This is a genomic window from Streptomyces sp. NPDC126503 (assembly GCF_040302405.1).
Lineage (GTDB): Bacteria > Actinomycetota > Actinomycetes > Streptomycetales > Streptomycetaceae > Streptomyces > Streptomyces gulbargensis.
The window spans coordinates 33,992-46,257 of sequence record NZ_JBEORS010000023.1; the positions used below are offsets into that span (position 1 = coordinate 33,992).

The following is a 12,266-nucleotide window of genomic DNA, read 5'->3' on the forward strand; positions in this document are numbered from 1 at the left end:
TCCGCCTTAACGCGGCCCTAAGAATCGCCCGCGCCCTGCCTTGACCGGCTTCTCGGCGGCCGGCGGCGGCTAGCTTCAGGTGTCCCCCACCCCTCCCGCCGAAGGAGCTGTCCCCGCATGTCCCCTCGCAGTACGGCCGCGTCCGCCGTCACCGTCACCGTCACCGCCGCCCTCGCCCTGGCGGGGCTCGCCGCCGTACCGGCCGCCGCGCACGGGTCGATGACGGACCCGGTGAGCCGGGTCTCGGCCTGTTACGCGGAGGGGCCCGAGTCCCCGGACTCGGCGGCGTGCCGGGCGGCCGTGGCGGCGAGCGGCGCGCAGGCGTTCTACGACTGGAACGCGGTGAACATCGCGAACGCGGCCGGGCAGCACCGGCGGCTGATCCCGGACGGCGAGCTGTGCAGCGCGGGCAACGACAAGTACCGGGGCCTCGACCTGGCGCGCGCCGACTGGCCGGCGAGCCGCCTCACCCCCGGCCCGCACACCTTCCGTTACAAGGGGACGGCCCCGCACCGGGGTTCGTTCGCGCTGTACGTGACGAAGGACGGCTACGACCCTTCGAAGCCGCTGGCCTGGTCGGACCTGGAGGCGGAGCCGTTCCTGACGGTGACCGATCCCCGGATGGAGAACGGGGAGTACGTCTTCGAGGGGACGCTGCCGGAGAAGTCGGGGCGGCACCTCGTCTACTCGGTCTGGCAGCGGTCGGACTCCCCGGAGGCGTTCTACACCTGCTCCGACGTCGTCTTCGGGCAGGACGGCGGCAGCGGCGGTACGGCCCCGGCGCCGGCGGACCCCGCGCCGACCGCCTCCGCGCCGAGCGAGGAGCAGATCGCGGAGGGCCGGGACGAGTCGACGGTCGAACACGGCGGGCACGGGGACGACGACGCGGCGACGGGCGCGGGCGCCACGGCGGCGCCCGGCAGCGGCCCGGCGACCGCTCCGGCCGCTCCGGCCGCTCCGGCGACGGCACCGGCCTCCCGGGAGGCCGTACCGCACGCCGCGTCGACGCCCGTGCCCGCCCCGGCGTCCGCGTCGGGCTCCGGTTCCGGCGCGGGCGTGGAGCTGGCGGAGACCGGGGGCGACGCCTCCGCCCCGTACCTGGCGGTGGGAGGTGCCGCCGCCCTGGCCCTCGGGGCCGCGGTGCTGTTCGGCACGGTCCGGCGCCGGTCGGACGCGCGCCGCTAGCCGATCACGGACAGGCAGGTGGTCGGGGTCGCGCGGGCCGGGTCGAGGGCGTTGGCCACCTCGTGGAAGGTGACCCGGTCCACCGTCCCGATGGCCACGTGCTCGGAGAGGTCGAGCGCGCACTTGTCCTGGATGAGGACGTTGGTGACCCCGGGCCCGGAGAGGAACTGGGAGCGGTACGGCGTGACGACCTGGTCGTAGCGGGTCGCGATGACGTGGTAGCGGACGCCGGGGACGGTGTCGCCGCCCTCGTTGAGCCGGGTGAGGAACGGCGAACCGGCGATCTGGTCGGCCAGGGCGGGGGTGGCCTCGCCGATCAGGTCCTCGGCGCCGGGGAAGTGCTGCAGGAGCGCGGTGAGGCCGAGGAGGGTGGTGCCGTGGTTGTCGGGGGCGATGCCGACGAGCGCGTTCACCTTGTCTGCGCCACCGAGGAACTTGAGGTACCAGCGGGGCATCATGCCGCCCTGGGAGTGGCCCACGAGGTCGGCCTCGGGGGCGCCGGTGGCGGCGAGGACCCGGTCCACGTAGGCGTCGAGCTGTCCGGCCGACTTCTCGATGGGGCCGAGCCCGTGGAAGAAGGGCACGTGGGGCAGCTGTCCGTAGTCGAGGGAGAAGACGCAGTAGCCCCGGTCGACCAGGTACGGCGCGAGTCCCAGCCAGTTGTCGACGGAGTTCCCGAAGGTGCCGTGGACGAGGACCACGGGCCGGGGGTGGGCGGCGGAGGGCTTGCAGGACCAGTCGTTCCAGCCGCGGCTGGGCGCGGTACCGGCCTGGGCGGCGGTGGTGGGGGCGAGGACCGCGGCGGCGGTCAGGAGCAGGACGGTCAGCGCTCTGAGGACGCGTTTCCAGGGCAGCATCGGGCGATCTCCTTGCGGCTCAAGGGGAAGGGGGGTGCTGTGCCCTGCGGTCCGGACCACAAGTGGGGGGTGCTCTCCGGCCAAGTTACGCACGGGTAGGAGCGGCTGGGAAGACACGCGCCGGTAACAATGTGACGGGTCGTCACCAGACGCTCATCAGCCGCTCTTTCAGGCCGCGAGTGCTCCGGGCAGGACCGCCCGGGGGCCGAACTTCGCCCGCGCCCGGTCGGCCACCGCCTCGATCCGCCGCGCCTTCTCGTCGGCCGGGTCGAGGGACAGCTGATGGGCGGCGCCCTCGGCGGGCCCCAGGTCCTCGACGCGCAGCGCGATCCCCCGCACCCGGGCCCGCTGGAGCCCGAAGGAGTCGTGGATCGCGTACGCGAGGGCGGTGAGCGCGGCGGTGTGGGCGGTGGGTTCGGGCAGGACGCGGCTCCGGGTCGTGGTGGTGCGGTCGGCGTACCGCACGGTGACCGCGAGCGCCCGGCACACCTGGCCCTCGGTCCGCAGCCGGGCGCCGAGCTCCGTGGCCAGCGAGAGCAGGGCCCTGCGGTGCTCGGTCCGGTCGAGTTCGTCGTGCGGGAAGGAGCGCTCGGCGGCGGCCGAGCGCGACAGCGCGCCGGGGACGACGGGGGTGCGGTCGATGCCCCGGGCGCGTTCCCACAGGTCGCGTCCGGCCTTCGCGCCGACGAGCCGCTGGAGCACGGCGAGCGGGGCGTCGGCGACCCGGCCGACGGAGTCGAGTCCGTAGGCGCAGAGGGTACGGGCGGTGGCGCGGCCGACTCCGTCGAGACCGGCGACGGGGCGGTCGCGCAGGAAGGCGGCCGGGTCGTCGACGACCCGGGTGACGCCGGGGCGCGCCTCGCGGGCCGCCGCGCGCGCCAGCATCGGGTTCGGTCCGGCGCCGATGACGCAGTCCACCCCGTACAGGGCGAGGGCCCTGACCCGGACGAGCGCGGCCAGTTCGAGGGGGGTCCGGCCGAAGTAGCGCAGGGCGCCGCGCACGTCGGCGAGCACCTCGCCCGGCGGGACCGCCTCCACGACGGGGGTGAACTCCCGGACCAGATCGACCAGCCGGGGCAGCAGGACACCGGCCCCCTCGCCCTCGCCGGACCCGGAGCCGCGCCCGGCACCGGCCCCCGGCCCGAAACGTACACAGAGGATCATCCCGCGCTCCCCGGACTGCTGTGCCACAGTTTCCTTCCGCTCGGCACCCCGTCGCCGGCCGGCCTGAGGTCGGCCCAGGGGTTCATCTCGTAACCGGTGGGCATCGTGATGCGGCGTCCGCCGTCACCCTCCCCGGCGGGGGCGGCGACGGGCTCCGCGAGCCGCTCCCCCACCGCCTCCAGACCGCCGGACGCCCGGAGTTCGGCCAGTTCGGCGAGGTTCCAGGCGGCGGAGCCGACGACGCTGAGGCTGCGCGGGCCGCGCCGCTGCACCACGCCCCGGACCAGGAGGAGCCAGGAGTGGAAGACGGTGTGGGCGCACGCCGCGTGGGAGTCGTCGAAGAAGGCGAGGTCGACCAGGCCGGTGCCGTCGTCGAGGGTGGTGAAGATGACCCGGCGGCCGGAGCGGATCGGCGGGGTCTGGGTGGCGGCCTTGGCGCCGGCGACGAGCACGGTCTGTCCGTGGGCGGCGGAGCGCAGCCGCCGGGCGGAGACGACGCCGAGTTCGCGGAGGAAGGCGTCGTGGTCGCCCATGAGGTGGCGGGAGGCGTCCATGCCGAGGATGCCGAGTTCGGCGCTGAGGCGTTCGCTGTCGTCGAGGTCGGGCAGGCCGACGGGGGCGGTCCTCCTGCCCCGGGCGAGCGGGAGCTGGGCGCCGTGGGCGGCGGCCCCCGACCCTCCTCGGTGGAGTTCGGTGAGGTGGAGGAGGAGGTCGCGGCGGTTGGCGCCGAAGTCGTCGAGCGCGCCGACCTGGGCGAGGCGTTCGGCCACGGGCTTGCGGGGCCGGGCGCGCTCCCAGAAGTCGAGCAGGGAGGCGTAGGGCCGGCCGGCCTCGATGCGGGCGCTCTCGGCCTCGCTGATGCCGTGCACGTCGGTGAGGCCGAGGCGCAGGCCCCACACCGCCGGATCCTCGGACACCAGTTCGATGCGATGGGCGACCGCGGAGCGGTTCACGTTCAGGGGCAGCACCGGCACCCCGCGCCGCCGCGCGTCCGCGAGCAGCAGCCGCTTGGGGTACATGCCGGGGTCGTGGGTGAGCAGCCCGGCGTAGAAGGCCGCCGGGTGGTGGGCCTTGAGCCAGGCGGACTGGTAGGTCGGGACGGCGAAGGCGACCGCGTGCGCCTTGCAGAAGCCGTACGAGCCGAAGGCCTCCACGATCTCCCAGGTGCGGGTGACCGTCCCGGCGTCGTACCCCCGTTCCCGCGCGGCCCGCTCGAACCAGGTCCTGATCCGGCCCTGCGCCTCGGGGTGCGAGAGCCCGCGCCGTATCTGGTCGGCCTCGTCCCGGCCGCAGCCGGTCATGATGCGGACGATCTCGATGATCTGCTCGTGGAAGACGACCACGCCGTACGTCTCCTTCAGCGGTTCCTCCAGGTCGGGGTGGGGGTAGCGGGCGGGGGCGCGGCCGTGCCGGGCCTCGATGAAGGGGCGGACCATGTCGGCGGCGACCGGACCGGGCCGGAAGAGGGAGATGTCGACGACCAGGTCGTGGAAGCCGGCGGGCTGGAGCCGTCCGACCAGGTCGCGCTGGCCGGGGGACTCGATCTGGAAGCAGCCGAGGGTCTCGGTGGAGCGGATCAGCCGGTAGGTCTCGGGGTCGTCCTCCGGCAGCGCGTCGAGGTCGGGCCGCCGGCCGGTGGCGCGGCCGACCTCGGCGACGGCGTGGGCCATCGCCGACTGCATGCGCACGCCGAGGACGTCGAGCTTGAGCAGGCCGAGTTCCTCCACGTCGTCCTTGTCGAACTGGGTCATGGGGAATCCCTCGCCGCTGGTGGGGACGACGGGGGTGCGGCCGGGCAGCGAGGCGTCGGAGAGCAGGACCCCGCAGGGGTGCATGGCGACCCCGCGCGGCAGCGCGTCGAGCGCCTCGACCAGTTCCCAGAGCCGGCCGTACTTCTCCCGCTCGCCGGCGAGCGCGCGCAGCTCGGGCAGTTCGTCGAGGGCGGCGAGCGCGTCCCGGGCACGGATGTGCGGGAAGGCCTTGGCGAGCCGGTCGGTCTCGGCCGGGTCGAGGGAGAGGGCGGCGCCGACGTCCCGGATCGCGTGGCGGACCCGGTAGGTCTCGGGCATGGCGACGGTGGCGACACGCTCGGTGCCGAAGCGGCCGATGATCGCCCGGTAGACCTCCAGGCGGCGGGCGGACTCCACGTCGATGTCGATGTCGGGCAGGGCGGTGCGGCGCTTGGAGAGGAAGCGTTCCATCAGCAGTCCGTGCCGGACCGGGTCGGCGTGGGCGATGCCGAGGAGGTGGTTGACGAGGGAGCCGGCGCCGGAGCCCCGGGCGGCGACCCGGATGCCCATCCGGCGGACGTCGTCCACGACCTGGGCGACCGTCAGGAAGTAGGTGGCGAAGCCGTGGTGGGCGATGACGTCCAGCTCGCGGTGCATCCGGTCCCAGTAGTCCCGCCGCTTCTCGTACCCCTTGAGGACCATGCCGGCGGCGGCCCGGGAGGCGAGCACCCGCTGGGCGGTCCGGTGCGCGGCGCCGACGAGGTACGGCTCCGGGAAGTGCGCGGAACCGATGCCGAGGTCGTCCTCGGGGTCGACCAGGCAGGCGGCGGCGACCTCCTCGGTCCGGTCGAGCAGGCGGCGGGCGGCGTCCCTGCGGAAGCCGGCGGCCTCCACGATCCGCTCGGCGGCGGCCCGCATGCCGTCGGGGCCTTCGGCGCCCTTGAGCCAGGCCTCTCCGCTGTCGAGCTCCTTGCGGGGGTCGACGGGAACGAGCCGGCGGGCGGAGTCGAGGACGTCGGCGACCGGGCCCTGACCGCGGTCGGCGTAGCGGACGGCGTTGCCGATGACGGGGCGGACGCCTTGTTCGGCGGCGAAGCCGACGGTACGGGCGGCGAGCCGCAGGGAGCCGGGGCCCGTACCGGTGCGGCCGTGGTGGACGGCCTCCAGGCACAGGGCGTCGCCGTACCGTTCGCGCCAGGGGGCGAGCAGCCGGGCGGCCCGGTCGGGGCGACCGGCGGCGAGGGCGCGGCCGACGTCGGAGGCGGGGCCGAGCAGGACGAACACGTCGTCGCCGAAGGCGGAGCGGGGCAGCAGGGGCTCCCCGCCCCCCGCGTGGGCGGCCGTGATCATCGCGCAGAGGGAGGCCCAGCCGGCCCGGGAGCGGGCGAGGAAGACGGCGCGGGGCGCGGACTCGTCGAGGAAGGCGCCGCCCCGGAGGGGTACGCGCCGGGTGGAGCCCTGGGCGACCGCGCCGGCCTCGGCGAGCCCGGGAGCCCCGGGCGCGGCCGGGTGGGCCCGCGACGGGCCGGCGCCCGGGAGCTCCGGCGGCTCGTGGGCCAGGTCCACACCGAACAGGGGTCGTACGCCCGCCTCCTCGCACGCCTTGGCGAAGCGGACGGCCCCGGCGAGCGTGTCGCGGTCGGTCAGGGCGAGCGCGTCCATGCCGCGCTCGGCGGCCCGGGCGGCGAGCCGCTCGGGGTGCGAGGCGCCGTAGCGCACGGAGAAGCCCGAGACGGTGTGCAGGTGCGTGAAGCCCGGCATGGCTCACCTCCCGCAGTCCCGCACCGACATTCGTACAAACGTTCCCACCCCCTCCACTCACCCTAGCTCATTTCGAACGCTCGTACGATAAGCGTGCGCCTCACCTGTTCGGCCCCATCCCACCTGCGGGAACACCACCCGCCCCGGAGCGTGGGGGCATGAGTCTCGTCGATGAACTGAAAAGTGCCGTCACCCCACGGGCCGCCCTGCTCGTCGTGGGCGTCCTCGCCCTCCAGCTCCTGTTCATCGCCTCGTACGTCGGGGCCCTGCACCATCCGAAGCCGAAGGACGTCCCCTTCGGGGTGGCCGCGCCCCCGGCGGCCTCCGCGGGGCTGGTCGAACGGCTGGGGAAGCTCCCGGGCGGGCCGCTCGACCCACGGGCGGTGGCCGGCGAGGCCGAGGCGCGCGAGAAGATCATGGAGCGGGAGCTCGACGGCGCCCTCGTCGTCGATCCGCGCGGCCGCACCGACACCCTGCTCGTCGCCTCCGGCGGCGGCACCGTGCTCTCCTCCGGCCTGCAGAAGATCCTCACCGAGGTGGAGGGGACACAGGGGCGGACCGTGCGGACGGTCGACGTGGCACCCGCCTCGCCGCAGGACTTCGACGGGCTCTCCGCCTTCTACCTGGCGGTCGGCTGGTGCGTCGGCGGCTACATCTGCGCCGCGATCCTGGCCATCAGCGCCGGCTCGCGCCCGGCCAACCGCGAGCGGGCGGTCATCCGGCTCGGTGTCCTCGCCCTCTACTCGGCCCTCGGGGGCCTGGGCGGCGCGGTCATCGTCGGCCCGATCCTGGGCGCCCTGCCCGGCGGCGTCGCCGCCCTGTGGGGCCTGGGCACCCTGGTGGTCTTCGCCGTCGGCGCGGCCACCCTCGCCCTCCAGTCCGTCTTCGGGATCGTCGGCATCGGCCTGGCGATCCTGCTGGTGGTCGTCGCGGGCAACCCGAGCGCGGGCGGGGCCTTCCCCTCGCCGATGCTGCCGCCCTTCTGGAAGGCGATCGGCCCGGCCCTGCCGCCCGGCGCGGGCACCTGGGCGGCACGTTCGATCGCGTACTTCAAGGGCAATTCCCTGACGGCCCCGATGCTCGTCCTCGCCGCCTGGGCGGTGGTCGGCGCGGCGGTGACCCTGATCCTTTCCTCCCTGAAGCGCCACCCGGAGGCGGAGCCGATCGCCTCGGAGGTGGAGGAGACCCGCCGGGCCCGGTGACCCGCGGCCCCTGGAACGGGTGATGCCCCCGGCGCGTCCGCCGGGGGCATCACCGTGGCCGGTGTCAGGACACCGGCCGGTGCGCGGTTCAGTACACGCTCACGCCGTAGGCGCTCAGCGCCTCCGTCACGGGCTGGAAGAAGGTCGTGCCGCCGGTGGAGCAGTTGCCGCTGCCGCCGGAGGTGAGGCCGATGGCGCGGCTGCCGGAGTAGAGCGGGCCGCCGGAGTCACCGGGCTCGGCGCAGACGTTGGTGCGGATCATGCCGTAGACGATGTCGCCGCCGCCGTAGTTCACCGTGGCGTTGAGGCCGGTCACCGAACCGCTGTGGGTGCCGGTGGTGGAGCCGCGGCGGGTGACCGACATGCCGACGGTCGCGTTGGCGGCGCTGGTGATGTCCACGCTGCCGACCTGGCCCGGCTTGCTGATGGAGCTGTTGGTGTAGCGCACGATGCCGTAGTCGTTGTTCGGGAAGCTCGACCCGGTCGTGGTGCCGAGGACGGTGGTCTTGGAGGAGTTCGCGTACCAGGTCCCGGCGCCGTCGGTGCAGTGGCCGGCGGTCAGGAAGTACGAGGTGCCCGCGCTGTCCCGGACGTTGAAGCCGAGGGAACAGCGCCAGCCGCCGTCGGCGTAGATCGCGTCGCCGCCGGAGATGAGCTTGGTGAACTTGCCGGGGGTGCGTTCCACCTTGATCGCGCCGGCGTTGGCCCCGGCGCGCTGCTTGATCTTCGCTATCTCGGCCGGGGAGACGGTGGAGTCGGCGGTGAGGACCACCTTCCCGGAGGCGGCGTCGACGTGCCAGGCGGTGCCGGCCACGTCGGCCGCGAGGACGGCGTCGGCGGCCGTCGCGAGCTGGGCGGCGCCGTAGGTCTGCTCCGTCCCGGCGCTGGCACTGGGGACGGCCAGGGTCGCCGCGGCGGCGAGCCCGGCGGTGACGGCCAGCAGACGGATGGTGCGGGTGCGGGTGGTGCGCTGGGAACTCACGGGACGTTCCTCCTGGGTGGGGGATCGGTGGGGGTGGAGTTCGCGGCCCCGTGCCGGGTGGTCGCGGGGCCGTGGTGCGCCGGCGCGTCCGTGACGGGGTGTCACGGAGGCGCGGGGGTCTCAGAGCAGGCTGACCCGGTACTTGGCGAGGGCCTCGGGCACCGGCTGGTAGAAGGTGGTGCCGCCGGTGGAGCAGTTGCCGCTGCCGCCGGAGGTCAGTCCGAGCGCCTTGGTGCCGTCGTAGAGCGCGCCGCCGGAGTCGCCGGGCTCGGCGCAGACATTGGTCTGGATCATGCCACGGACGGTGCCGCCGCCCGAGTAGTGCACGGTGGCGTCGAGGCCGGTGACCGTGCCGCTGCGGGTGCCGGTCGTGGAGCCGGAGCGCTTGACCGGCTCGCCGACGTAGGCGTCGGCCGCGGTGAAGCCGCCGGTCCGGCTCAGCGAGGCGTTGTCGTAGCGGACGAGGGCGTAGTCGTTGCCCGGGAAGCTGGAGCCGACGGTGGCGCCGATCAGCGTCGACTGCGCGGAGTTGGCGTACCAGGTCCTGACCTCGTTGCCGCAGTGGCCGGCGGTGAGGAAGTAGTCCGTGCCGCCGCCGCGGACGTTGAAGCCGAGGGAGCAGCGGTAGCCGCTGCCGTAGATGGCGTCGCCGGGGCCGAGGAGCGGCTTGAAGACGCCGGGGGTACGCGTGACCGTGAGCGCCCCGGCGTCGGCGCCGGCCGCGCCGCGGAGGGTGGCGAGCTCCTGGTCGGTGACGGTGGAGTCGGCGGTGACGACGACCCGGCCCGCCGCTCTGTCCACGTACCAGGCGGTGCCGCCGATCCGCGCGGCGGCGGCGTCGACGGCGGCACCGGCACGGGCGAGCTGCTCGGCTCCGGCGGGGCCGGGCGCGGGGGCGGCCTGAGCGGCGGGGAGGCCGAGGGCGGTGACGGCCGCGAGTCCGGCGGCGAGGGCGAGCAGACGGGTGCGGGTGTTCCTCACTGTGCTCCTCACATCTCTCCTTCTGGGAAAAGCGGAGGGGTCCGTGGGTGGCGGGCCCGTGAGGCGCCATCAGGTGACGTGTTCCTGACATGCACCGCCAGCGATAGTGGCGTGCCCCGGCCCGCCGCACAAGACCGCCGTCGCCACGGCTGTCCCCGGACCCCCGCCGCCCGGGCGTCCGCCCGGCCGTCCGCCGGAGCCCGCCGGCCCGCATCGGCCCAGGTGAGGGCCGGGGAGGCGGCCTCAGGCGGGAACCAGCCGCCGCTCCCCCGCCGCGACGGGAACGCCGAGCGTGTTCCCCGGCGGCGGGAAGGGGCAGATGAAGTGGTCCGCGAAGGCGCACGGCGGCAGCAGCGCCCGGTTGAAGTCCACCGTCACCGAACCGTCGGCCGCCGGGGCGGCCGGACGCAGGAAGCGGAAGCGGTAGCTGTCCCGCCCGCCGGTGGCGTCCGAGAAGACGGCCCACAGCGAACCGTCGTCCTCCACCGCCACCTGAAGGGTGTGCTCCGCCCCGTCCAGCGCGAAGGCCAGCTCCCCGGAGAGCCCGAGCCCGCGCTCCCTGCCGTCGGCGTTCTCCACCCGTACGCTGCGCTCCTCCCCGTACGGCCGGAAGACGCCGGGCACCACCCAGCGCTCGTCGTACGGGGTGGCCTCGATGCCCCGGAAGGCGCGGCGCGCCGCCGACTCCGGGTCGAAGTCCCGGACGGCCCAGAGCCCTTCGCGTCGCATCACGACGAGCCGCCGGCCGGCCGACTCCACCCGGGAGGCGTGGACCGGGCCGTGGTCGGCGGTGAGCCGCACCGTGCCGACGAGGGGCTTGCCGTCGACGGTGACGGCGTCCTCCGCGCCCGCCGTCAGGACCACCTCGTCGCCCTCCTCCCGCCACGTCCCGGGAACGGCCGGAACGTGACCCCCGGGATGGTCCGCGAGCCAGTACGTGCCCGTGAGGGAGAGGGGGCCGTACGGCACGGCCACGGCGGCCTCGCGCCGCTCGTGCCAGTCCAGCCAGTCCTGCCGGCTCTGTCGTGGATCGGTGTTCATGGTGCTCCACCCTTCCACACGGCCCGGCCGGGGTCACCGGTCGCGACGGCCGGACCCCGGCCGGGCCGGCGGTCGGTCAGCAGCCGTCGCAGGGGCAGCAGCAGCACTCGCCGCAGCCCGGGTCGCAGTCGCAGTCCCGGCAGCAGCCCTCGCGCTTCTTGCGGGACCAGGGGCCCTCGTACTCCTTGGCGCAGCAGATCTGGCAGGTGCAGAACAGCCAGGTGAACATGGCGCAGCCGGCGAGGAACCCGCGCGGCTTCGGGGCCTGCGGCGCCCCGCCCCCGAACTGCGGCGGCAGCCCGCCGGGCCCGCCCCCGTGGGGTCCGCCGGCGCCGCCGCCGTGAGGGGTGCCCCCGTAGGGGTTGCCGCCGTAGGGGTTTCCGCCGCCCTGCGGGCCGTACGGACCGGGGCCCTGGGCGCCGTACGGGTTCCCCGGCACCGGCCCGTGGCCGGATCCCGCCGCTCCGTGGGAGCAGGAGACGGTCCCGAAGGCGCGGTCCACGGAGGTGCGGAGCTCGTGGGCGAGGAGCACGTGGACGAGCCTGCCGTCGGCGAACTCGGCGTCCTTGAGCGCGAGGCGTATGCCGTGCAGGGCGTCGTCGGCGAGCCTGCGGGCCTCCGCGCGGGAGGTGCCGGTCGCGGTGAGCGGGTTCCAGGCCCCGGACTCCGCGTCGGCGGCCTGGTCCTCGACGGCGTCAAGGAGGTGGGCGAGGCGGCCGAAGAGGCGGCCGGCCTCGGCCAGCGGCGCCGCGTTGCCCGGCCGGCCGGCCAGGACGGCGGTGTGCGCGAAGGCGGCGGCCGTGGCCGTCTCGGTCGGCTCGGTGACGGCGAGCAGGGGGGTGCCGGGGCCGGCGAGCACCTCGATCCCGGTCTGCCGGTCCACGGCGTCGACGAGGACGGCGGTGTCGAAGCCGAGGGCGCGACCGGTCCTGGCCCCGGCGCGGTCCCAGGAGCGGGCGACCCGGCGGGCGGCGGCCGCGACCGGCCGGCGCGCCAGCAGGCCGTCCCGGTCGGCGACGTGGTCCCGCACCTTCGCCGAGGCGAGGACCAGCGAGACCGCGGCGGCCAGGCGCGCGCCCTCGCCGCGGGCGACGGGGGCGGTCCGCATCGCGCGGAGCGGGCAGGGCCCCGCGGTGCGCCGGCCCCCCGCCGCCACACCGGCCTGAGCTTCCGTCAGGACGGAGACGATCAGGCCGTCGTAGTTGGTGACGACCCGCGCGAACTGGCCGTGGTCGGCGCGCAGGGCCAGGCAGAGACCGCAGAGATGGGCCATCCACTCGGTCTTGAGGCCCTCGGTCAGCCGATGCGTGCAGGGTCTGACGATTCCGAACATGGACTCCCCCGTGAGTCGTGCCCGAACGCG

9 protein-coding genes are annotated in these 12,266 nt (G+C 75.2%); 2 read left to right on the top strand and 7 right to left on the bottom strand.

From position 1 onward, the window contains the following. The first annotated feature begins 117 nt into the window (after positions 1–117). Positions 118–1,185: a lytic polysaccharide monooxygenase auxiliary activity family 9 protein gene (locus ABTY40_RS25145; RefSeq protein WP_352061602.1), complete on the top strand. Its 1,068-nt coding sequence runs from the start codon at positions 118–120 to the stop codon at positions 1,183–1,185. Here ABTY40_RS25145 and ABTY40_RS25150 read toward each other — a convergent pair. The 3 genes from ABTY40_RS25150 to ABTY40_RS25160 form a co-directional block, all read right to left on the bottom strand. Beyond that, entirely contained in the window at positions 1,182–2,042 is an 861-nt protein-coding gene (locus tag ABTY40_RS25150; RefSeq protein ID WP_352061603.1) for an esterase/lipase family protein, read from the bottom strand. The genes ABTY40_RS25145 and ABTY40_RS25150 overlap by 4 nt on opposite strands. A 168-nt stretch (positions 2,043–2,210) precedes the next feature. After that, positions 2,211–3,206: a DNA polymerase Y family protein gene (locus tag ABTY40_RS25155; protein WP_352061604.1), complete on the bottom strand. Its 996-nt coding sequence runs from the start codon at positions 3,204–3,206 to the stop codon at positions 2,211–2,213. Next, positions 3,203–6,697, bottom strand: a complete 3,495-nt coding sequence (locus ABTY40_RS25160) for a DNA polymerase III subunit alpha (RefSeq protein WP_352061605.1) — start codon at positions 6,695–6,697, stop codon at positions 3,203–3,205. The genes ABTY40_RS25155 and ABTY40_RS25160 overlap by 4 nt, the downstream gene beginning before the upstream one ends. Positions 6,698–6,855: 158 nt before the next feature. Here ABTY40_RS25160 and ABTY40_RS25165 point away from each other — a divergent pair, with 158 nt between their 5' ends. Then, the gene (locus ABTY40_RS25165; RefSeq protein ID WP_352061606.1) at positions 6,856–7,899 is read left to right on the top strand and encodes an ABC transporter permease; all 1,044 of its coding nucleotides are present in this window, start codon (positions 6,856–6,858) and stop codon (positions 7,897–7,899) included. A gap of 88 nt (positions 7,900–7,987) precedes the next feature. Here the strand turns inward: ABTY40_RS25165 and ABTY40_RS25170 are convergent, their stop codons facing one another. The 4 genes from ABTY40_RS25170 to ABTY40_RS25185 form a co-directional block, all read right to left on the bottom strand. Then, positions 7,988–8,881 carry a S1 family peptidase gene (locus tag ABTY40_RS25170; protein ID WP_352061607.1) on the bottom strand — a complete coding sequence of 298 codons (894 nt, stop codon included), beginning with the start codon at positions 8,879–8,881 and terminating at the stop codon, positions 7,988–7,990. Between the two features lie 120 nt (positions 8,882–9,001). Further along, positions 9,002–9,874, bottom strand: a complete 873-nt coding sequence (locus tag ABTY40_RS25175) for a S1 family peptidase (protein WP_352061608.1) — start codon at positions 9,872–9,874, stop codon at positions 9,002–9,004. A 231-nt stretch (positions 9,875–10,105) separates the two neighbouring features. Beyond that, positions 10,106–10,903: a DUF1684 domain-containing protein gene (locus ABTY40_RS25180; protein WP_352061609.1), complete on the bottom strand. Its 798-nt coding sequence runs from the start codon at positions 10,901–10,903 to the stop codon at positions 10,106–10,108. 76 nt (positions 10,904–10,979) lie between these two features. Then, positions 10,980–12,236 carry a DUF5685 family protein gene (locus ABTY40_RS25185; RefSeq protein WP_352061610.1) on the bottom strand — a complete coding sequence of 419 codons (1,257 nt, stop codon included), beginning with the start codon at positions 12,234–12,236 and terminating at the stop codon, positions 10,980–10,982. Positions 12,237–12,266: the final 30 nt, after the last annotated feature.

What these genes read in the sequence shown, in the direction of transcription:
- ABTY40_RS25145 (WP_352061602.1), top strand. Translation starts at nt 118, where the DNA reads ATGTCCCCTCGCAGTACGGCCGCGTCCGCCGTCACCGTCACCGTCACC.
- ABTY40_RS25150 (WP_352061603.1), bottom strand. Translation starts at nt 2,042, where the DNA reads ATGCTGCCCTGGAAACGCGTCCTCAGAGCGCTGACCGTCCTGCTCCTG.
- ABTY40_RS25155 (WP_352061604.1), bottom strand. Translation starts at nt 3,206, where the DNA reads ATGATCCTCTGTGTACGTTTCGGGCCGGGGGCCGGTGCCGGGCGCGGC.
- ABTY40_RS25160 (WP_352061605.1), bottom strand. Translation starts at nt 6,697, where the DNA reads ATGCCGGGCTTCACGCACCTGCACACCGTCTCGGGCTTCTCCGTGCGC.
- ABTY40_RS25165 (WP_352061606.1), top strand. Translation starts at nt 6,856, where the DNA reads ATGAGTCTCGTCGATGAACTGAAAAGTGCCGTCACCCCACGGGCCGCC.
- ABTY40_RS25180 (WP_352061609.1), bottom strand. Translation starts at nt 10,903, where the DNA reads ATGAACACCGATCCACGACAGAGCCGGCAGGACTGGCTGGACTGGCAC.
- ABTY40_RS25185 (WP_352061610.1), bottom strand. Translation starts at nt 12,236, where the DNA reads ATGTTCGGAATCGTCAGACCCTGCACGCATCGGCTGACCGAGGGCCTC.